We start from the raw sequence: 19,992 nt of genomic DNA on the forward strand, positions 1-19,992 counted from the left end.
TCTGAAAGCCCCGCAAATAAGTAAGGGATTAATCGGAAGTTCCGTATAGGTCTTCCTTTTCAACAATATTGATAAGTAATGGAGTACCCCATGCCCAATCGAGCCGTTATTAAAACCGACCGGGCACCCGCCGCAGCTGGTACCTATTCCCAGGCAGTAAAAGTGGATAATACTGTTTACCTGTCGGGACAAATCGCTCTGGACCCAGAGACACAACAGATGATTAGCGGAGGTTTTAGCGATGAAGTCCACCAGGTCTTTCGCAACCTCAGCGCAGTCTGTGAGGCCTCTGACGGATCGCTTCAGCATATTGTGAAACTCAATCTCTACATTACCGACAGCAGCAACTTTGCCGCTGTAAATGAGATAATGGCAGAGTTTTTCGAAGAGCCTTATCCCGCCAGGGCAACCGTCGTCGTCAAGGAGTTGCCGCGGGGAGCCCTTTTTGAAGCCGAAGCGATTATGGTGACCTGAGGCAAGAAGTTCTCGCCGATGCTGTGGCAATAATTGAGGAGGGCAGCTCAGCCCTCCGACTCCAACAGAGCGCTATAGCCCACCTTGTAATCTGGATATTTCAATTCGTAACCACTGGACAGCATCAACTGATTGCTGAGCTTTTTCGAGCGGCGCTCGCTCGTTTGCACAATCTCGCGCAGGTGGGCACTGGTATATCCCATCGCTTTTACCAACCACTGTTGCAGCTCGTACATCGGCACAGGCTGGCTATCGGCGCCTATATAAAGGGGCTCCGGGACCCACCCCTGTTTGTGCCTTTCAATAAGGTGCAATAAAAAACCAATACAATCATCGACATGGATGCGATTGCTATATTGCGGTGGCTGGGGAGGAGCGCAGCGACCAGCGCGAACCTGCGACAACAAGCGATCTCGACCAGGCCCATAAATTCCCGCAAAGCGCACAATGCAACTGTTGGGAATTGCGTTGCGAATGATCTCTTCAGCTGCCAGCAAACTATCTCCCTGAAAACCACTGGGCAGGGGTAAGGTTTGCTCATCGATAAAGTCGTCACCGCTTTGGCCATAAACACGAGTAGATGAAACCCAAATAACCAAGCGCGGTGGGGATGGAAGGTGCGGAACAACTTCAGCGACTGCCTTTGCCGTTTCCACATAGGCGCGGTGATAGCCGGTTGGTGTGTGCTCAGTGGGGGTAAATGTCGCGAGAATGACATCCGCCCCCGTAGACAACAAGCGTTCAATATCTTCTTTCTTAGTGGCATCCCCCCGGCGCCAATTCACCACATCTGCCCGGCGCTTACTCGCCAGAGCTACCAGGGGATTGCGCCGCATTCCATAAACCGCGTATTGCTTTCGGTCTATATGCAGTGCCAGTCTCGCCCCGAGGTCACCACACCCAAGGATCCAAAGCTTTTCTTGTTGTGTCATATAGTTCCCGGTGAACAATCTTTGCTGCTCACCTTATTCCCTTGATTCAGTGCTATTCAGTCCTAAGGTGCTGGGGTCATTTGGGCAAATTCAAATTCGGAATGCTTATAGTTCGCCGCCGAGGCTCTCCCCAAAGGCGGACTAGTTGCCACGCCTTTTGAACATGCGATAGATCGCAAGAAAAATTATCGCACCAATCGTAGCCGTTATTATGTCGCCAATTCCGAAACCAGTCACTGGACCACCGAACCCAATCAGGGCACCCAGCCAGCCTCCAATAAAGGCACCGACAATGCCGATGACCATAGTGACTATCCAACCACCAGGATCTCTCCCGGGCATAATCCACTTTGCCAAAGCGCCGGCAATCAACCCGAGAATGACCCAGGACAGAACTCCCATGACGTATCTCCGTTCGGTGTGCCCCTTACAGATATAGCAAAATTTTGCGCCTCAATCCCACCTGAATTCCCAAAACTAGTAAATTTTCCCAATATTCGCTCTCAGCTTACAGATTGAGACAGGGTATTGGCCAGCGGCGATTATTTATGAATAATTACTATTACTAATGGCCATCTAATTGCCTCGACCATGACTCTCAATGAACTGCGCTATATCGTAACTCTCGCCCAGGAACAGCATTTTGGCCGTGCCGCCGAGCGCTGTTACGTCAGCCAACCGACACTCTCTATCGCAGTAAAGAAACTGGAGAAAGAGCTCGGTGTCGCTCTGTTTGAGCGCTCAAAAACTCGAGTGCAGGCAACACCATTGGGCGAGAGAATTGTCGCCCAGGCCCAGCTGGTTCTGGAACAATCAGCAGCTATCAAAGACATTGCCAGCGCCGGCAAGGACCAGCTGGCGAGCCCCCTGTCAGTTGGCGCCATCTTTACTATTGGGCCCTACCTGTTCCCACACTTTATTCCCCAACTACAGCATTTAGCACCAGAAATGCCACTCTATGTTGAGGAGGGATATACCGCCACGCTGAGACAGAGGCTACGCAAGGGCGAACTGGATGCCATCATTATTGCGCTTCCCTTTACCGAGCCCGACGTTGTCACCCAACCCCTGTACGACGAGCCATTTGTTGTATTGATGCCCGCGGGGCACCCACTTACAAAGCAGGAGGTTATCTCCCCGGATCAACTCACTGAAGACAATGTGCTTCTGCTGGGTGAAGGCCACTGCTTCCGTGATCAGGTACTGGAAGCTTGTCCGCACCTGCAACTAACCATGGAAAAAGAAGCGGGCGGCGGCAGCATACGCACAGCGGCCGATGGCAGCTCACTGGAAACACTCCGCCATATGGTGGCCTCAGGGCTTGGAATTACCGTATTGCCACTCTCAGCCGCCACCGCATCACAGTATGCCAGTGGCCTGTTGGAGACCCGCCCCTTTACCGCACCGGGCCCACGCCGCACCGTAGCACTGGCCTGGCGGGCAAGCTTCCCCCGACACCGCGCAATCGACATACTGCGAGAGGCCATCAGCCAGTGTCACCTGACCGTGGGATAGATAACAACCTGGCCGAGCTGCCCGTTACCACCCTCAAAGGCGTGGGGGATAAATTTGCCCAGGTGTTGGGCAAACTCCATATCAACTCCCTACAGGATTTGGTTTTCCACTTGCCCCTACGCTACCAGGACCGCACCCGGGTGGTGCCTATTGCCGGCCTCACCGCTGGTATGGATGTGGTAATCGAAGGGGAGGTCAGTGCCGCCGATGTCGTATTCGGCCGCCGTCGCAGCCTGGTGGTCAGATTACAGGATGGCAGCGGCACCTTAACCCTGCGCTTTTTTCATTTTTCCGCCGCACAGAAAAGCCGCTTTGCCCGAGGAACCCGAATACGCTGCTTTGGGGAGGCCCGTCGCGGTGCCAACGGCCTGGAGCTCTACCACCCGGAAACGGAAATCGTCGGTATCAAAAACGCGGAGACCGCAGATACCCTTACGCCGGTTTACCCGCTAACAGAAGGTGTGAGCCAGGCCCGTATGCGAGGATTGGTGGAACAGGCACTGGTTCTACTGAAAAACGGCGCTGTTACCGAGTTCTTGCCGGCAGAGCTGTTACCCAAATCTCTGCGCTACCCCCTCAGAGACGCCTTGCTTTATTTGCACGCCCCTCCGGCTGGCACCCAGCTAGATCAACTGGCAGCAGGTACTCACCCCGCCCAGCAGCGTCTGGCCCTGGAAGAGTTACTGGCACACCATCTGAGTCTGCTGGAGTTGAGACGCAATAGCGCTAGGGTAGCGGCACCACCTCTGTCCGTTAACCGATCCCTGGAGCGAGACTTTTTATCGCGTCTGCCATTTTCCCTCACCGGCGCACAGCAGAGAGTTTGCGAGGAAATCGCTGAGGATCTGGCTCAGCAAACCCCGATGATGCGCTTATTGCAAGGAGATGTGGGCGCGGGAAAGACCCTGGTCGCCGCTATGGCTGCCCTCAAAGGCATTGGGACCGGTGCTCAAGTAGCAGTCATGGCACCGACAGAAATCCTGGCAGAGCAGCACCGGATCAATTTTTGTAATTGGCTGGAACCTTTGGGTATTGAAGTTGCTCAGCTAACGGGCAGCTTAAAGGCTGCCGAGCGGCGTAAGCAGCTGAGCAAGATCGCCAGTGGCGATGCCCAGTTAGTGGTGGGCACCCACGCACTTTTTCAGGAAGAGGTGGCTTTCCACAACCTGGTGTTAGTGATTATCGATGAGCAACACCGCTTTGGCGTACAGCAACGTCTGGAGCTGCGTGAGAAAGGGGCGGCAAGTGGAGCTACCGGCAGGCTGCAACCCCACCAGCTGATTATGACCGCTACACCGATTCCCAGGACCCTGGCGATGTCCGCCTTCGCTGACCTGGATTGCTCAATCATCGATGAGCTGCCGCCGGGGCGACAACCCATCAACACCGTTGCCATTGCCAATGATCGGCGGGACCAGGTTATGGAACGGGTGCAAAGCGCTATCGCCGAGGGCCGCCAGGCCTACTGGGTTTGCACCCTTATCGAGGAGTCGGAAAGCCTGCAGGCCCAGGCGGCAGAATCGACCGCCGAAGAGCTCGCCGAAATGCTCGAAGGCGTTCGCGTAGCCTTGGTACACGGCCGCCTGAAGCCAGAGCAAAAAGAGCAGGTGATGAGCGCCTTCAAGGCCGGGGAAGTGGATTTGCTGGTGGCCACCACGGTCATTGAAGTGGGCGTCGACGTTCCCAATGCCAGCCTGATGATTATCGAAAACCCCGAACGCCTGGGCCTGGCCCAATTGCACCAGTTGCGCGGCAGGGTCGGGCGCGGCTCCATCGCCAGCCACTGCGTGCTGCTGTACGGCACACCGCTATCGCAGAATGGCCGCGCCCGCTTGCAAGCGCTGCGTCAACACAGTGATGGTTTTGCTATTGCAGAGGAAGACCTGCGTCTGCGAGGTCCCGGGGAAATCCTCGGCACCCGCCAGACAGGGGAGATCCAGCACCGTATCGCAGACTTGCAGAGAGATGCTGAGCTGCTGCCGCAAGTGCAAAAAATTGCTATTTCCCCTCAATTGACAGAGGGCATGCGACAACAGTTGATTAAACGCTGGTTACAGAACAAGCCCCGATTTGCCGAGGCTTGAGGAAAGCGCCCTAGTGGGCTCCTACTGTGTTGTTGTCGTTAATGCTGACACTTTTGTAATTGGCATCGTAGTAAGTCTCTTCGTCCAGCGCACCTTCACTCTTCGCCACCACACTACTTACTACCGCATCACCGGTAATATTGACCGCCGTGCGCACCATATCCAGCAGGCGGTCTACGCCGATCACAATGGCAATCCCCTCGAGTGGCAGACCCACCTGCTGCAATACCATACCCAACATAATCAGGCCGACGCCGGGCACCCCAGCAGTACCAATAGACGCCAGAGTTGCTGTCAGGATCACCGTCAGAAAGCCGGTCAGGCCGATCTCAATTCCAAAGAACTGGGCAATAAAGACCGTAGCCACACCCTGCATAATCGCGGTGCCATCCATATTGATAGTCGCACCTAGGGGAACTGTGAATGCAGCAATTTTATTATCCACACCCAGGCGCTTCTCTACCGTCGACAAAGTCACCGGGATAGTGGCAGCAGAGGAAGCGGTACTGAAGGCAAATAACATGGTCGACCACATTTTCTTCAGTAGCTCTAGGGGATTGAGCCCACTCAGCAGCTTCAGAATCACCGAGTAAGTACCCAATGCATGCAGAAGCAGGGCACAGACCACGACCAGGAAATACTTTCCGAGTTGTATCAAGCCTCCTAACCCAAGACCGGCAAAGGTTTTCGCCAGCAACGCAAAAACGCCATAGGGGGCAAAAACCATCAGTACACCGACCATGCGCAAAACAACGGTATTGAGGTCATTAAAGAAAGCGGCAATACGTTGACCCGGCTCCCCGCAACGAGAGATCGCATAGCCCATCAACAGGGCAAAAACGATAATCTGCAGCATATTTCCCTCAGCCATAGCGGCAACAGGGTTGGTCGGGAATATATTGACCAGTACCTCTGAAAGAGGTGGGGACTCCTTCGGCACAAATGTTGAAGCGGCTTCAGCTGCAGCTTCATTAACACCAACTCCAGGCTGGAAGATTAATGCCAGACACAGTGCCAGAGTAATGGCAATGGCCGTTGTCGCCATATAAAGCAGGACGGTTTTACCCGCCAGCGGCCCAATTCGGCTGCCTTCCGATAGGGCACAGGCGCCACTGATCAGCGAGACCAGAACCAAAGGTACCACCATCAACTTTAGTGACGCGATAAAGATACGGCCGATAACATCGAACAGGCCTTCGGTCAGGTAAAGATTAATAGCACTGTTCACGCCAGCACCGAGCAGCTGGGTCTCATTCAAGGAGTTGATTAACCCCCCAACGGTAATGCCCGCAAACATCCCCACTAAGATTTTGGTAGTAAGCCCCATAACAAGCTTCTCTTTATGAATCGTTGTTTTCATTGCAGTGAGCACTATATCCATTGCCGTGCTGGGGAGCAAAAATGCAACAGGGAGAGACCTGCTGCACCGGCCGGGATACAATGGGGCCTTTATCCAGACTGCGGAGTTATCGTTGCACCAATCACCATTTGTGCCCTCTGGCGATTGGCAGAGTTTGCCTCTTGAAACCCAGCAGCAACCACCCAGAAATCTGGTGCCCTGGCTGACCTATTCCGGATCACTCACCGCCGCTCTCAAGCAGCAAAGTGACGGGGACTTTTATGTTCGCGTGCTGTATCAGGGTTGGCAGACACCCCGCCCTGAAGAATGCCTTGTACTGGGATTGCACAATGGTAACCGGGCCCTGATTCGGGAAGTTTTGCTCTACGGTTGCGGACAGCCCTGGGTGTATGCCCGCAGCGTTTTACCCGAGCGCAGCCTGCAAGGAAAATCTCGCAATCTGCGCAGCCTGGATACCCGCCCGCTGGGGGAGTTGCTGTTTAGTGAGCCGGGCATTCGCAGGGGGGAGATCACCCTAAATTTGCTGCAGAAATCCCCTGGCTGCGCCGATCGTGAACTTGGGGAAAAGGATTCTGAAGTCTGGGGTCGCCGCTCGGTATTCTGGCTGCGGGACAAGCCTTTACTGGTGTCAGAGGCTTTTCTTCCCAACTTCACACCGACAGGTGACCCCATAGCGCAAGAATCAGCCAAAACTATCGCAACTGAGGATTCACTGTGATCAGCCAACAGATCGCACAACGCTGGCCCACCGCGCTGCCCTACTGGCAATTGGCGAGGATGGACAAGCCCATAGGTTCACTGCTGTTACTCTGGCCCACTTGGTGCGCACTATGGCTAGCCGCTGAGGGGTGGCCGGGCTTTCACTTGTTTATCGTATTTACACTCGGTGTGATCCTGATGCGAGCGGCTGGCTGCGCAGTCAATGATTTCGCCGATCGCAAAATTGACGCCCATGTAAAGCGCACTGCGGAGCGTCCTCTGGCCACCGGCGCACTGACGCCAAAGTCTGCATTGGCGCTTTTCGCCGGCCTCAGCGCTGCCGCCTTCCTTCTGGTACTCACCACCAACACACTCACGATTCTCCTCTCGTTTTTAGCTCTGGCTCTGGCATTCGGCTATCCCTTTGCAAAGCGCCACACACACCTACCCCAGATGGTCCTGGCCGCCGCCTTTAGTATGGGAATCCCCATGTCTTTTGCAGCGTTTACAGGAGAAGTACCAGCAGAGGCCTGGTTGCTCTATACCGCCAACCTGGTTTGGACCCTGTGCTATGACACTTTCTATGCGATGGTGGACCGCGATGACGATCTTCAGATCGGCGTTAAATCCACCGCCATTTTGTTTGGGGAAATGGACAAAGTGATCACCGGAACCTTACAACTTTTAGTTCTAATTGCCCTACTGCTTATTGGATCAAGGTTCTCACTCGGTATTTTTTACTACTTGGCGCTATTGCCGGTTTGCAGTTTATTCGTTTATCAGCAGTGGCTAATTCGGGACCGAGGGCGAGAGGGCTGTTTTCAGGCTTTTATCAACAATAATTGGGTAGGTTTTGCCATTTTCGCCGGCATATCGCTGCATTTTCTGCTGAATTGAAAGATGATTGGGCCCAAGAAGTGGAGCGTCATATATTTGTCATATAAATCCCGTTTAATCCTCGGCCATAACTGGGGAAACCCTGACAACAGAGCGGGTATGGCAGGCAAATGCACAGTAAAACGATCCTGATTGTCGATGACGAATCCGCAGTGCGCGATATGCTGCGGGTCGCACTGGAAATGGCGGATTACCGCTGCCTTGAGGCGGAAAACGCCCAGGAAGCTCACGCCCTGATTATCGACGAGAAGCCAGACTTAGTGCTGCTCGACTGGATGCTGCCGGATGTTTCCGGGGTAGAGCTGGCAAGGCGCCTCAAGCGCGATGAACTCACCACCTCATTGCCGATCATCATGCTCACAGCAAAAGGTGAAGAAGACAATAAAATCAAAGGGTTAGAGACCGGGGCCGACGATTACATCACCAAGCCTTTCTCCCCCCGGGAGCTGGTTGCACGCTTAAAGGCCGTACTGCGCCGCGCGGGCCCGGCAACCCCGGAAGAACCGCTCAGTGCCGGCGCACTGATATTGGACCCACTGAGTCACCGAGTCACTATCAAAGGGCAGCCAGTGGATATGGGGCCAACAGAATTTCGCCTGCTTACCTTCTTCCTCTCCCACCAGGAGCGCGCCTATACACGCACCCAACTCCTCGATCATGTATGGGGTGGGAATGTCTATGTAGAGGAGCGCACCGTGGATGTCCATATTCGCCGTCTGCGCAAAGCCCTGGCCATTGATGGCCACGACCGCTATATCCAGACAGTTCGCGGCACCGGGTATCGGTTTTCTGTGCAAACCGCAGAAAAAGTGTGACAATCCTCTCTGGATCGGTACCGATCCCTGCAGAATCAAACCTCCGCACTTAACGGGTGCGGGCCTGGTTCCATGAGGTATTGAATGTGGGCGGAAGAGGCTGTGCCACTGCCGCCATCTATCAGGCAACACGGCAACTCTATGTTGGATCGCAGTATTGGCGAGTTCTCGCGTTTCGTAATTATCGCCCTGGGGTGCACCATTCTCGGTGTCACCTCCGGCAGCTGGTCTCTCGCCCTGATTGCGGGATTGGCCAGCTACCTAATCTCAGTGCTGTGGCAACAGCAACGTTTCAACCGCTGGCTGGCAAACGGCAGACGCGGCCCAGCCCCAACCGCCTTTGGAATTTGGGGCGAAATCTACGACGACTTTTACCGTATGCAGCGGCGCCACCGCCGCGAGAAGCAGAAGCTGCATGTGATGTTGCGCCGGGTACAGGACAGTACCAGCGCACTGCGCGAGGGCATTGTAGCCCTGGAAGACGGCGATAACCTGGCCTGGTGGAACCCTGCTGCCGGTGAACTGCTCGGGTTACAGGCCAGTGACTCCGGCCAGTCATTAGTCAACTTTGTCCGCGACCCTGGCTTTGTCAGCTATATGCACAGTGACAACAACGGGGAACCCCTCACTCTGCCCGCACCTGGCAATGAAGCCCGCATGTTACAGCTGGAAGTCACCCGCTACGGTAAAGATGAGGCATTGGTCATTGTTCGCGACATCACCCGTTTACACAATCTCGAGCAGATGCGTCGGGATTTTGTCGCCAATGTTTCCCATGAGCTGCGCACCCCCCTCACGGTAATTGCCGGCTACCTGGAAACACTGCAAAGCAGTGATATGGCACCACCTCCCTGGAGGAAACCCCTGGCTCAAATGGAGGAGCAGACTGGCCGCATGAGTACGCTGGTCAATGACCTGCTGCTATTGGCTCGCTTGGAGACCTCTGAGCGCAAAAGCGGGGATATGGCTGTGGCAGTGCCAGAACTGATTGAGAGGGTGGCCCAGGAAGCGCGCAGCTTCAGTGGCGATCGACATCATCATATCGAAGTTGATTGCGAGGGGGATTGCTACCTCAATGGAGACCCCGGCGAATTACACAGTGCTTTTGCCAACTTAGTTTTAAATGCCGTGAAATACACTCCTGAAGAAGGCGAGATTCAATTGCGCTGGTGGCAGGATGACAAAGGCGGGCACTTTTCCGTAGAGGACAACGGTATCGGTATCGATTCGATCCATATTCCCCGCCTGACTGAGCGCTTCTATCGAGTTGATCCAGGCCGCTCACGGGACAGTGGCGGCACAGGTCTCGGGTTGGCGATCGTTAAGCATGTGTTGCTGCGACACAATGGAGAAATGAGTGTAGAAAGTACGCCCGGGCAGGGCAGTCTCTTCACGCTTCACTTTCCGCCAGCAAAGCTGGCTCAAAAGCCAGCATCCAGGTTGAGTTCTGAAGCCGCTAATTAAAGCGGCTTTCGATTACTCCAGTTCCTGCAGCTCTACTTCTTTACCGTCTTTAATATAGCTGGCCGTGCCTTCTTTACCCAGAGCGTTTGCTTCCCGGCGCAAAACCAAATGGTGCAACTGCAAATCCCCATCGCGCAGCAGTAGGTGCTCATTGCCCTCATCGTCGGTAGGCAGGGCCTTAACACCGATGAGGGCATCTCGCAGAGCGCGCAGCTTGGGCACATCGCGATAGCGATTCAAGTCATTCGACAAACGGGCTTTCATGCGCTCGCTCTCATGCAGTGCCGCCGCTGTCTCTCGGTATTTAGCAAAAAAGAATACCGCTCCTATGGCAAAAGCCACAATTACCACTATTTCCAACCACTCAGGCATAGTTACTCCTTATTATCACTTTTCCGCCAGACCATTAATTGGTTATTGGCTGGCAGGTAATTTAGTTCTACGCGACAGAACCCCGCACTTTCCGCCACCTGATCGAGCCATTCGAGATCGCGAATCCCCCGCTTGGGATCACGCTCCTTCAACTGAATGTCAAAATCAGCATTAGTAGGGCCAATAAACTCTCCTGCAATTTTCACCGGACCATAAACGATCAACAAACCTTCCAGCTCCAGAACATCGGCACTGTGCAGAAAGAACTTTTGCACCAGTTCAGCCGACATAATATGCAAGGTGTTTGCAGTGAAAATAGCATCAACCGAAATCTCGGGCCAAGAATCACCAACATCGAGCGCTAGCGGTTGCGGCAGGTTGCTACTGGGTACCTCCGCCAGCCAGGACTTTACTGCCTCCAGCTGTTGCGATCGCTCTGAAGTTTGCCATTCAAGATGCGGTAAATGCGGAGCAAAATATACTGCGTGCTGACCTGTACCACTGCCAACCTCAAGCACTTTACGACTTGAAGCCAACAGGCGAGTCAGTTGTTGGAGAATCGGCTCGCGATTGCGCCCGCAGGAGGGCGCATCCGGCAACTCTGTACTACTCACTGCGGCTCATCCCGGGTAAATACCCAATCCCACTCAGTGGACATCTTCTGGTTATAGCCGTAACCAGCCACATCAAACCCTTTCAGCTCTTCCGCCTTCTTCACCCTCTGATCAATCGCCCAGCGACTCATCATGCCTCTGGCTTTCTTAGCGAAGAAACTAATCATCTTATACTGACCATTTTTCAGGTCCTTAAAATGCGGGGTGATCACCTGAGCATCAAGCTGCTTGGTTTTGACTGATTTGAAATATTCATTGGATGCCAGGTTTACCAACTCGCGACTCTTCACGCCCTGCAACTGCGCATTCAATGCTTCGGTAATCTTATCTCCCCAAAATTCATAGAGATTCTTACCCTTGGCATTTTCAAATTTAGTGCCCATCTCGAGGCGATAGGGTTGCATCAAGTCCAATGGGCGCAGCAAACCATACAGGCCAGAGAGCATACGTAAGTGCTTTTGCGCATAGGCAAAGTCCCGCTTACCCATAGTCTCCGCCTCCAATCCGGTATAAACATCACCTTTAAAGGCGAGCAGGGCGGGGCGGGCGTTGTTATCGGTAAACGGGCGCTTCCAAGTGTGGAAGCGATCGTAATTCAAGACTCCCAACTTATCTGAAATCTTCATCAAGCTGGAAACCTGCTGCGGGCTCAGTTCACGCAGCTCTTTGATCAGGGCTGCTGACTCTTTCAAAAAGTCCGGCTGGGTGGTTTCCAGTGAGGGAATATCACTTTCATAGTCCAGGGTTTTCGCCGGTGAAATAACTATTAACATCGGGTGCCTTCTCGCTTCGCTATCGCCTCAACCACACACTACCAAGCTATTGTGGCTGACCCAAATATATCGCGGATGTTTACTCTGGCTTTAGGACGTCCTGCCACCAGTTGAGCGGTGTCTGCCCATCTTTGGGGTCATAAACATTGCCGTAATACCAAACGCTATTAGCCCCATCGCAGGCACTGTTGAGGATTTCCTCAATCTTATCGAATCCACAGCTGACATGAATGCTGTAGACCAATACGCGCGGTGCCTCGAGATCCAACTCACCCCCGAGCTTTTCCAGCTGTGGGGTCAACTTATCAGACAGCTCCGTGCTATCGCCACGACAAAAAATACGCACCGCCAAATTGCCCGAGCGCTTTACCAACTCAAATTGCTGGGTGTCTTTATCGACCTTAATGTAATCCCCACTGGCGATTCCCTTAATAAAGACAGGGGATCGCACCAGTTGGCAGCTATCATCCTCGCTCACACGAACCTGTAGCCGTTCCACAACAGGCTCACCTTCGGGGTTGTTGCCCGCAAATAACTCAATGACTTGAAGTGCCGTCATAAACCTCAGTTCCTGTACTGTGTACAATGAGTAACCATTCTAATGACTCAACATTATACAGGGAGGGAGGCAATGATCTCGCGTACCCAAGCGCTTACGGCATGTGTCGCGTTTTGGACGACCACGATTCTCGGAGGATGCGTTGTCAATCCAGTCACCGGTGAGAAACAGGTTTCGCTGATATCTCCGCAGCAGGAAATTCAACTGGGGCAACAGCACTACACTGCCAACCAACAACAGCAGGGCGGCCAATACACCATTGATCCGGCCCTGCAAAACTACGTCAGCCAGGTTGGCCAAAAGCTGGCACGGGTCTCTGACCGCCCCCAGCTACCTTACGAGTTTGTGGTTCTGAACAACTCGGTTCCCAACGCCTGGGCCCTGCCCGGCGGCAAAATCGCCATCAATCGAGGCCTACTGGTGTTACTCGATGACGAAGCTGAGCTCGCCGCCGTACTGAGCCATGAGATAGTTCACGCCGCTGCGCGCCACTCCGCAACTGCGATGTCCCAACAACAATTATTGGGCGCAGGCCTGGCAATCGTGGGAGCTGCCACCCAGGACTCTGGCTACTCTGACTTGATTGCCACCGGGACTCAACTGGGGGGCTCCGCCTATATTGCCCGCTACAGTCGCGGCAATGAGTTAGATTCAGATCAATACGGTATGAAATATATGGCCGCTGCGGGATATGATCCCCAGGGGGCCGTACGCCTGCAAAGAAAATTTGTTGAACTGTCGGAGGGGCGTCAAACTGGTGGACTGGAAGCGCTCTTTGCCAGCCATCCCCCTTCCCAATCTCGTGTCAGCGCTAATATCAAGCACAGTCAATCTCTACCCAAAGGGGGAATCACCAACCGGGCCGCCTACCAAAAAGCCATAGCGCAATTAAAGCGCGATGCCGATGCTTACAAGAATTACGACGATGCGGTTGCCGCGGCCAATAATAAAAAGTTTGACTCTGCACTAAAGCTGGTGAGAAAAGCTCAAAAACAGCAACCCAAAGAAGCTGCCTTTTTTGCGCTAGAAGGAGATTTACTCAGCCAAAAGAAACAATATAAAAATGCCCGAAAGGCATACGATAGTGCCATTCAAAAGAATCCAGCGCTATTTTCGTATTGGCTAAAGCGGGGAATCACTAATATCCAATTAAAAAATTATAGCTCTGCAGAGGGCGACCTAACCAGATCACTACGCTATCTGGATACCGCTTACGCACACTACTACCTTGGCCAGACCTATGAGAGGCAGGGAAATAAGCAAAGTGCTTACAAGCACTATCAGGAGGCTGCCGGGGCTGGAGGGGAAATTGGCACCATGGCTCAAAATAGAATTAAGGCGATAGCCGGCAAAGGTTAAATTTTAAGCAAAAAATTTTATTTGCCTATTTTTTCAGAAACCTATGGACACAAAAAGGGCTATCGACGATAGCCCTTTTCTATGCCAAATTACAGCTGAACTGTCAAACCCAGCTCAAACTTGTCTACATCAATATCTGCATTACCACCTACACCGTAGGTATTTAAACCAAAGCTACGGATATTCAGACCATCTGCAAACATAGTGCTGTAACCAGCTTCAACAGCAACATTGCGGCTAAAGAAGTGCGAGAATCCAACTTTTACATCTTCATTCTCGTCAATCTTCGCACCAAAAGAAGTATTCTGGGAGAAGAAGTAGTCTGCACCCAGCTGCCAGTAGTCGCCACCATCGTCATAATCGGCATAAGCAAATTCTGCGGTCACATATTGATCGCCACCCAAGTTAGCAAAGTACTTGGTTGAAAAAACACCTGCATCATCGCCAGCGATAAAATCAAAACCGATGTAATCGGAACCACTCAATTGGTGGTTATAGCGAAGCTCAACAAAAGTCTCGTCAGTGCCATCAAAATCTGTATGGGACAGCTCTACCAAGAAATTTGGAGTAAACAAGTATCCGATAGAAGCTGTATTAACACCTTCATCATCAGTTTCAGTTAGGCTCGCACCTAAAACCAGACCAAAGCTAGTGAAGTATTCACCTGCGATGGCAATGTTATCTAAATCTTCGCTAGATACATCGTAGTGAGTGTAAGCAGCAGATATATTGCTAGCCTTATTGATATATTCAAACTCTTTTAGAGGACCTAGTGCCTCTTTACCGGAGAAGTAATAGGTGGTTTCAGCAGAAAACTGATTGCCATCAGCTCCATCGAAATCCAGGTTTGAATAATCCAAAGTAGTGATGGAATTATACTCCTCGGCACCAGCAGTTGCGGCAAGAAGCATTAAGGGAAGAGCAGCAAGCTTGAATCTCATTGAATAAATCCTTCGTTAACGTAGCGATCCAAATTGGGCTGCGGATTGTAACAAAAGTTTTTAAGTGCGCAACAACAGCAAATTACACGGTAAGCAATTAAGGTCAAATTTGCGGCAAAGTGAATATTATTTTTCGACGAATAACTTTTTTAAAACAAAAAATAAAAACTGTAATCACCTGTAATACATGAAACGCAAACATATCTATTAAAAGCATTAAAATAAAAAATTTTATTTTAATTATAATAAGCAAACTTATTCAGGCTTCATTCAGGTTCAACTGATTAACATCAATCCTCTATATTTTTTACGACCCATTGCGGGTCATAAAATTCCCCTACTAGATTAATTTTTACAAAAGGGGCCACGCTGGCAATGATTTCATCAATTTTTTTACTGTGTTCAGTTTGCATAGCATCCCGATCTTTTTTACATCGCCAGCTAGCAATGGCTATCAACACATTGGGGTCATCAATTTTTCGATGAAGTTCTGTGCCCATCGCTCCCGGGGAGCGCTGTATGATCTCGGAAGCACGCACCCAGGCATCGGCATAATCCTCAGCTTTAAACCCATCTTGTAGATGAACTTCGAAGATAAATTTCATTCCCTGTACTACCTGACGACTAAGAATTAGATTCCAACAAAAAAAAGGCCGCGCTAGGCGACCTTTTTAAATTAGCAAAGCCCTTTAGGACTTGCGCAGATTTTCCTGGTGCCCATGCCGGATATCAGCACCTTCCACCAAGTAAACAACCTGCTCACAAATATTCTTCGCATGGTCACCGATCCGCTCCAGTGAGCGCAGGGTCCACAACACATTAATGACCCGGGAAATACTACGCGGGTCTTCCATCATGTAAGTCACCAGCTCACGTACGGCCGTACGGTAGTCCATATCAACCTGCTGGTCCTCAGCAAGAGTTTGCAGAGCCGACTGCACATCGAAACGAGTATAGGCATCCAGGGCGTCATTGAGCATTTTCCGCACGGCATTGGCAATATGACGGATTTCGGTATACCCGCGCGGCGACGTACCTTCATCCGTCAGTGCTATGGCCATCTTGGCAATCTTGCTCGCCTCATCCCCAATGCGCTCCAGGTCTCGGGCAATTCGAATGACAGATAGCACCATGCGGAGGTCGGATGCGGCCGGTTGGCGCTTGGCAATAATTAGCGTGGCGTGCTCATCCAGGGCCATCTCACTTTTATCGATGACTTCTTCAATACGCAGCACTTCCTCGGCCAGCTCACTGTCCGCATTGGCCAGGGCATCAACCGCATCGGCAACCTGGCGGGCGACCATACCGCCCATTTCCAGCATCTCTGTCTTTAAGCTTTCCAGGTCTTCATTAAATTGGCGTGAGATATGTTGATCGAAATGCATTTCCATAGTTTTCCCTCCGAGCAGGAACCTTAGCCGAAGCGGCCGGTGATATAGGCTTCAGTGAGTTCGTGCTCGGGGTTGGTGAACACCGTTTCAGTATCATTAACTTCCACCAAATGCCCCAAATGGAAGTAAGCCGTACGCTGACTCACCCGCGCAGCCTGCTGCATCGAGTGAGTAACGATTGCGATAGTGTAGTTCTGGCGCAGCTCATCGATCAGCTCTTCGATTCGCGCCGTTGCAATCGGGTCCAGGGCAGAGCAGGGCTCATCCATTAGGATTACTTCCGGGCTCACCGCAATAGCGCGGGCGATACACAGGCGCTGCTGCTGACCACCGGACAGACCCGTACCCGGCTTATCCAAACGATCTTTAACCTCATTCCACAGACCGGCGCGGCGCAGGCTGTTTTCTACGATCTCATCCAGATCGGCACGGCGGCTGGCAATGCCGTGGATTTTTGGGCCGTAGGCCACATTCTCGTAAATGGACTTGGGAAAAGGGTTTGGTTTCTGGAATACCATACCGACGCGGGCGCGCAGGGGTACCACGTCCACTTTGGGGCCGTAGATGGGGTCACCATCCAGACTTAACTCGCCCTCGACGCGACAACCTTCAATAGTGTCATTCATGCGGTTGAGGCAACGCAAAAACGTCGACTTACCACAGCCGGAGGGACCGATCATGGCAACCACTTCATTTTTTCCGATATCGAGACCGACCGAGTGGATCGCCTGGGTTTCACCATAGAAAACATTCACATTGCGCATACGCAACTTGGCGGTGTCACAGAAGGGTTGGCCAACTGTTTCTCTAACATCAGCCCGATCATTCATCATTTGCCTACCCGCAACATCGGATTGCGCCGCATCAGTTTGGCTGGCGGCATCCAGGGTCATGGTACTCATATAATATCCCGCTTTCTGATAATCCGCGCTCTGTTACCAGCGGCGCTCAAGTTTCTTGCGCAGCAATACCGCGCTGGTATTCATCACAATCAGCACACTCAGCAACACCATAATGGCTGCGGAGGTGCGCTCGACAAAGGCGCGCTCCGGGCTGTCTGCCCACAGGAAAATCTGCACAGGCAGCACGGTGGCCGGGTCGGTTACCCCAGCAGGTACGTCGACAATAAAAGCGACCATACCAATCATCAATAGGGGCGCCGTCTCACCGAGGGCCTGGGCCATACCGATAATCGCGCCAGTCAACATTCCCGGCATGGCCAGGGGCAGCACATGGTGGAAAACCACCTGCATACGCGAAGCCCCCATACCCATTGCCGCCTCGCGAATTGAGGGTGGCACCGCCTTCAAAGCCGCGCGGCTGGAAATAATAATCGTGGGCAAGGTCATCAGTGTCAGTACCAAGCCCCCTACCAGAGGTGCCGAACGCGGCAACTCAAAGAAATTAATAAATATCGCCAGGCCCAGAAGGCCGAAAACAATAGAAGGCACTGCCGCGAGGTTATTGATATTCACCTCAATCAAATCGGTCCAACGGTTTTTGGGTGCATACTCTTCCAGGTAAATCGCCGCCGCCACACCGATAGGAAATGACAGTGCCAGAGTTACCAACAGGGTAAACAGGGACCCCATCAAGGCTGCGCGGATGCCCGCCTGCTCTGGTTCACGGGAGTCGCCATTAGTAAAGAAGATGGTATTGAACCGCTTCTTCAGTTCACCGCTGTCCAACAGCTGCTCAATCCAACCAGCCTTCTGGTCCGAGGTACGACCACGGAAACCCTCTTTGGAATCCTTCAGGCTTTTGACGAAAGTATCCACATCGTCATCGACTGACAGCCAGACTTTCTCGGATTTACCCAACAGTTCCGGATTCGCAGCTAAGCGATCGCGCAGGGTAAAAGGTGCTCCGGAGGAAACCAGGCTGTAGAGTTCACGCTTGTCACTGCGACCAGTCACAGTGGGAAAGCGCTCGCGCAGGGACTGGCGAATAACACCGGTGAAGTTTGCCCAGGTCAGACTTTCATCATCGACCTTATCGATGCCCAAAACCTGTTCGTCGTAGTGCACTTCCAGCTGGATAGCTGTCTGCACAAAGGCACCACTGCCTTTGCTGATAATGTCAGTGAACAGAATCAGTACAGCGAGTACACCAAAGGCGATACTGCCAATACCCAGCCCACGAAACAGCTTTTCTTTGCGGTGACGGCTGGCGAGGCTTTTCTCTATGCGCTCGCGAACTTGCGCCTGAGTAAGATCAGTCATACTGCTCCCGGTATTTTTTCACTACGTGCAAGGCAATAAAGTTCAGCACCAAAGTGGAGATAAACAACATCAGGCCCAAAGCAAAAGCGGCGAGGGTCTTTGGACTGTCAAATTCCTGGTCGCCAACCAACAGAGTCACAATCTGCACCGTCACAGTCGTGACCGATTCAAGCGGGTTGGCGGTGAGGTTTGCCGCGAGTCCGGCGGCCATCACCACAATCATGGTTTCACCAATTGCGCGGGAAACCGCCAACAATACACCGCCGACGATGCCGGGTAGTGCCGCAGGAATCACAACTTTGCGCACCGTCTCAGACTGGGTGGACCCCAAGCCCAGGGCACCATCGCGCAGAGACTGGGGCACCGCATTGATCACGTCATCGGACAGAGAGGAAACAAAGGGAATGATCATGATTCCCATCACCAGGCCAGCAGCCAGTGCGCTTTCACTGGAGGCCTGTAGGCCCATAGAGGTGGCCAACTCGCGAATAAATGGAGCAACGGTTAAGGCAGCAAAAAATCCGTATACCACGGTGGGTACACCGGCGAGAATTTCGAGTACCGGCTTGGCCAGGGAACGCACGCGCTTACTGGCGTACTCGGCCAGATAAATAGCCGCCATCAATCCCACAGGTACCGCCACAAACATGGCGATCGCGGACACCATCAGGGTTCCGGTAAACAGCGGGACAGCACCAAAAGCACCGCTCGATCCCACCTGGTCTGCGCGCAGGGCCATCTGTGGGCTCCAGTGCAATCCAAACAGGAATTCACTCACCGGCACGGACTGGAAGAAGCGCAGGGATTCAAACAGTACCGATAGCAAAATTCCGACAGTGGTTAGAATCGCAGCGCTGGCACAGGCAATCAGCACCGTGCGCAGCACTTTTTCAACTTTTTCGCGAGCGCGCAGCTTCGGAGAAAAGCGCAGCAGTGCAAAAGCGGCAAGGCCGCTGGCCAACACCAAACTCAGGAAGGCCTGTAAATTATTGGAGCTGGAACGCAACTGACTGAGGTAGTCCGCAGCACTCTGCAATTGCTGGGACTTTTCCCCTATCAGGTGGCCCGCCGCGAGATTCTGGATCTGCGCGTAGAGAAGGTTCTGCCCGGAGATGCTCTCCGGCTTATCGGCAATACTATTCATGACCATCGCACGGATGATCGAATCGTCAAACACCAACCAGCCACAGAGTAATACCAGTGCTGGCAAACCACACCAAAGGGCGGTGAGTAATCCGTAGTAACTGGGCAGGGCGGCCAGATTGCGAACGCCGCCAAGACTGCGAGCAGCGTTCACTGCACGGCGAAAGCCAGTGCCGTAGGCCACTAATATCAGGAGCAGCAAAAGTGCGAACAGTGTGGGGGTTTGCATTGAATTACCGTACTAAAAATATCGTCGCTGGCATTATCCAGACTTTATCCCCGCGTTCCATCACAGGGGGGGCGACAATTTGTGAGTCTTCTTATAAAGAACGGCCAAGCCCTTTCGAGCTTGGCCGTCAATTCCCTTTGACAGTACAA

Annotated in this window: 21 protein-coding genes; 8 read left to right on the forward strand and 13 right to left on the reverse strand. The window is 52.7% G+C overall.

The genetic code is table 11. The annotated features are described in order from the left end of the window. Positions 1–90 precede the first annotated feature (90 nt). Entirely contained in the window at positions 91–474 is a 384-nt protein-coding gene (locus tag ACJJIY_RS04910; protein WP_282930626.1) for a Rid family detoxifying hydrolase, read from the forward strand. 47 nt (positions 475–521) lie between these two features. Here the strand turns inward: ACJJIY_RS04910 and ACJJIY_RS04915 are convergent, their stop codons facing one another. Continuing rightward, the gene (locus ACJJIY_RS04915; protein ID WP_282930625.1) at positions 522–1,406 is read right to left on the reverse strand and encodes a sugar nucleotide-binding protein; all 885 of its coding nucleotides are present in this window, start codon (positions 1,404–1,406) and stop codon (positions 522–524) included. A 141-nt stretch (positions 1,407–1,547) separates the two neighbouring features. Next, positions 1,548–1,808, reverse strand: coding sequence for a GlsB/YeaQ/YmgE family stress response membrane protein (locus tag ACJJIY_RS04920; protein WP_108735039.1), 261 nt, complete (start codon positions 1,806–1,808; stop codon positions 1,548–1,550). Positions 1,809–1,997: 189 nt separating this feature from the next. On the opposite strand from ACJJIY_RS04920, the gene ACJJIY_RS04925 reads away from it, so the two are divergent. Together ACJJIY_RS04925 and recG are read left to right on the forward strand one after the other, a co-directional pair. Further along, positions 1,998–2,921 (forward strand): hydrogen peroxide-inducible genes activator, encoded by a 924-nt coding sequence (locus tag ACJJIY_RS04925; RefSeq protein ID WP_282930624.1) that lies wholly within the window; start codon positions 1,998–2,000, stop codon positions 2,919–2,921. Beyond that, positions 2,900–5,005, forward strand: coding sequence for an ATP-dependent DNA helicase RecG (gene recG / locus ACJJIY_RS04930; protein WP_445359212.1), 2,106 nt, complete (start codon positions 2,900–2,902; stop codon positions 5,003–5,005). The genes ACJJIY_RS04925 and recG overlap by 22 nt, the downstream gene beginning before the upstream one ends. A 10-nt stretch (positions 5,006–5,015) precedes the next feature. Here recG and ACJJIY_RS04935 read toward each other — a convergent pair whose 3' ends face one another. Next, positions 5,016–6,332: a dicarboxylate/amino acid:cation symporter gene (locus tag ACJJIY_RS04935; RefSeq protein WP_413665904.1), complete on the reverse strand. Its 1,317-nt coding sequence runs from the start codon at positions 6,330–6,332 to the stop codon at positions 5,016–5,018. Positions 6,333–6,477: 145 nt separating this feature from the next. On the opposite strand from ACJJIY_RS04935, the gene ACJJIY_RS04940 reads away from it, so the two are divergent. The 4 genes from ACJJIY_RS04940 (at position 6,478) to phoR (ending at position 10,240) form a co-directional block, all read left to right on the forward strand. Continuing rightward, on the forward strand, positions 6,478–7,083 hold the full coding sequence (locus tag ACJJIY_RS04940; RefSeq protein WP_445359213.1) for a chorismate--pyruvate lyase family protein: 606 nt from the start codon (positions 6,478–6,480) through the stop codon (positions 7,081–7,083). Positions 7,084–7,142: 59 nt separating this feature from the next. Then, positions 7,143–7,961, forward strand: a complete 819-nt coding sequence (gene ubiA, locus ACJJIY_RS04945; RefSeq protein WP_445359650.1) for a 4-hydroxybenzoate octaprenyltransferase — start codon at positions 7,143–7,145, stop codon at positions 7,959–7,961. Between the two features lie 110 nt (positions 7,962–8,071). Further along, positions 8,072–8,776, forward strand: coding sequence for a phosphate regulon transcriptional regulator PhoB (phoB, locus tag ACJJIY_RS04950; protein ID WP_108735044.1), 705 nt, complete (start codon positions 8,072–8,074; stop codon positions 8,774–8,776). An 84-nt stretch (positions 8,777–8,860) separates the two neighbouring features. Then, positions 8,861–10,240, forward strand: a complete 1,380-nt coding sequence (gene phoR / locus ACJJIY_RS04955) for a phosphate regulon sensor histidine kinase PhoR (protein WP_444895651.1) — start codon at positions 8,861–8,863, stop codon at positions 10,238–10,240. Between the two features lie 12 nt (positions 10,241–10,252). On the opposite strand, the gene ACJJIY_RS04960 is transcribed toward phoR, so the two are convergent. The 4 genes from ACJJIY_RS04960 to ACJJIY_RS04975 form a co-directional block, all read right to left on the reverse strand. After that, positions 10,253–10,612 (reverse strand): hypothetical protein, encoded by a 360-nt coding sequence (locus ACJJIY_RS04960; RefSeq protein WP_444895650.1) that lies wholly within the window; start codon positions 10,610–10,612, stop codon positions 10,253–10,255. Between the two features lie 2 nt (positions 10,613–10,614). Next, positions 10,615–11,226, reverse strand: a complete 612-nt coding sequence (locus ACJJIY_RS04965) for a DUF938 domain-containing protein (protein ID WP_444895649.1) — start codon at positions 11,224–11,226, stop codon at positions 10,615–10,617. After that, positions 11,223–11,999 (reverse strand): peroxide stress protein YaaA, encoded by a 777-nt coding sequence (yaaA, locus tag ACJJIY_RS04970; protein WP_444895648.1) that lies wholly within the window; start codon positions 11,997–11,999, stop codon positions 11,223–11,225. Before yaaA ends, ACJJIY_RS04965 begins: the two co-directional genes overlap by 4 nt. 79 nt (positions 12,000–12,078) lie before the next feature. Further along, entirely contained in the window at positions 12,079–12,558 is a 480-nt protein-coding gene (locus tag ACJJIY_RS04975) for a DUF4265 domain-containing protein (RefSeq protein WP_108735048.1), read from the reverse strand. Positions 12,559–12,630: 72 nt separating this feature from the next. On the opposite strand from ACJJIY_RS04975, the gene ACJJIY_RS04980 reads away from it, so the two are divergent. Further along, complete coding sequence (locus ACJJIY_RS04980; RefSeq protein WP_444895647.1) at positions 12,631–13,917, forward strand: M48 family metalloprotease; 1,287 nt, start codon at positions 12,631–12,633, stop codon at positions 13,915–13,917. 89 nt (positions 13,918–14,006) lie between these two features. Here ACJJIY_RS04980 and ACJJIY_RS04985 read toward each other — a convergent pair whose 3' ends face one another. From ACJJIY_RS04985 to pstC, 6 genes are all read right to left on the reverse strand, one after another. Further along, complete coding sequence (locus tag ACJJIY_RS04985) at positions 14,007–14,858, reverse strand: putative porin (protein WP_444895646.1); 852 nt, start codon at positions 14,856–14,858, stop codon at positions 14,007–14,009. A 290-nt stretch (positions 14,859–15,148) separates the two neighbouring features. Next, a complete protein-coding gene (locus ACJJIY_RS04990) occupies positions 15,149–15,463 on the reverse strand; it encodes an antibiotic biosynthesis monooxygenase family protein (RefSeq protein WP_444895645.1) in 315 nt (104 codons plus the stop codon). An 84-nt stretch (positions 15,464–15,547) separates the two neighbouring features. Further along, positions 15,548–16,249, reverse strand: coding sequence for a phosphate signaling complex protein PhoU (gene phoU / locus ACJJIY_RS04995; RefSeq protein ID WP_282930610.1), 702 nt, complete (start codon positions 16,247–16,249; stop codon positions 15,548–15,550). A 23-nt stretch (positions 16,250–16,272) separates the two neighbouring features. Then, on the reverse strand, positions 16,273–17,082 hold the full coding sequence (pstB, locus tag ACJJIY_RS05000) for a phosphate ABC transporter ATP-binding protein PstB (protein ID WP_282934617.1): 810 nt from the start codon (positions 17,080–17,082) through the stop codon (positions 16,273–16,275). Between the two features lie 102 nt (positions 17,083–17,184). Then, complete coding sequence (gene pstA, locus ACJJIY_RS05005; RefSeq protein ID WP_282930609.1) at positions 17,185–18,471, reverse strand: phosphate ABC transporter permease PstA; 1,287 nt, start codon at positions 18,469–18,471, stop codon at positions 17,185–17,187. Continuing rightward, entirely contained in the window at positions 18,464–19,843 is a 1,380-nt protein-coding gene (gene pstC, locus ACJJIY_RS05010; RefSeq protein WP_445359214.1) for a phosphate ABC transporter permease subunit PstC, read from the reverse strand. The genes pstA and pstC overlap by 8 nt, the downstream gene beginning before the upstream one ends. Positions 19,844–19,992: the final 149 nt, after the last annotated feature.

Source organism: Microbulbifer maximicatervae (SeqCode) (assembly GCF_052468155.1).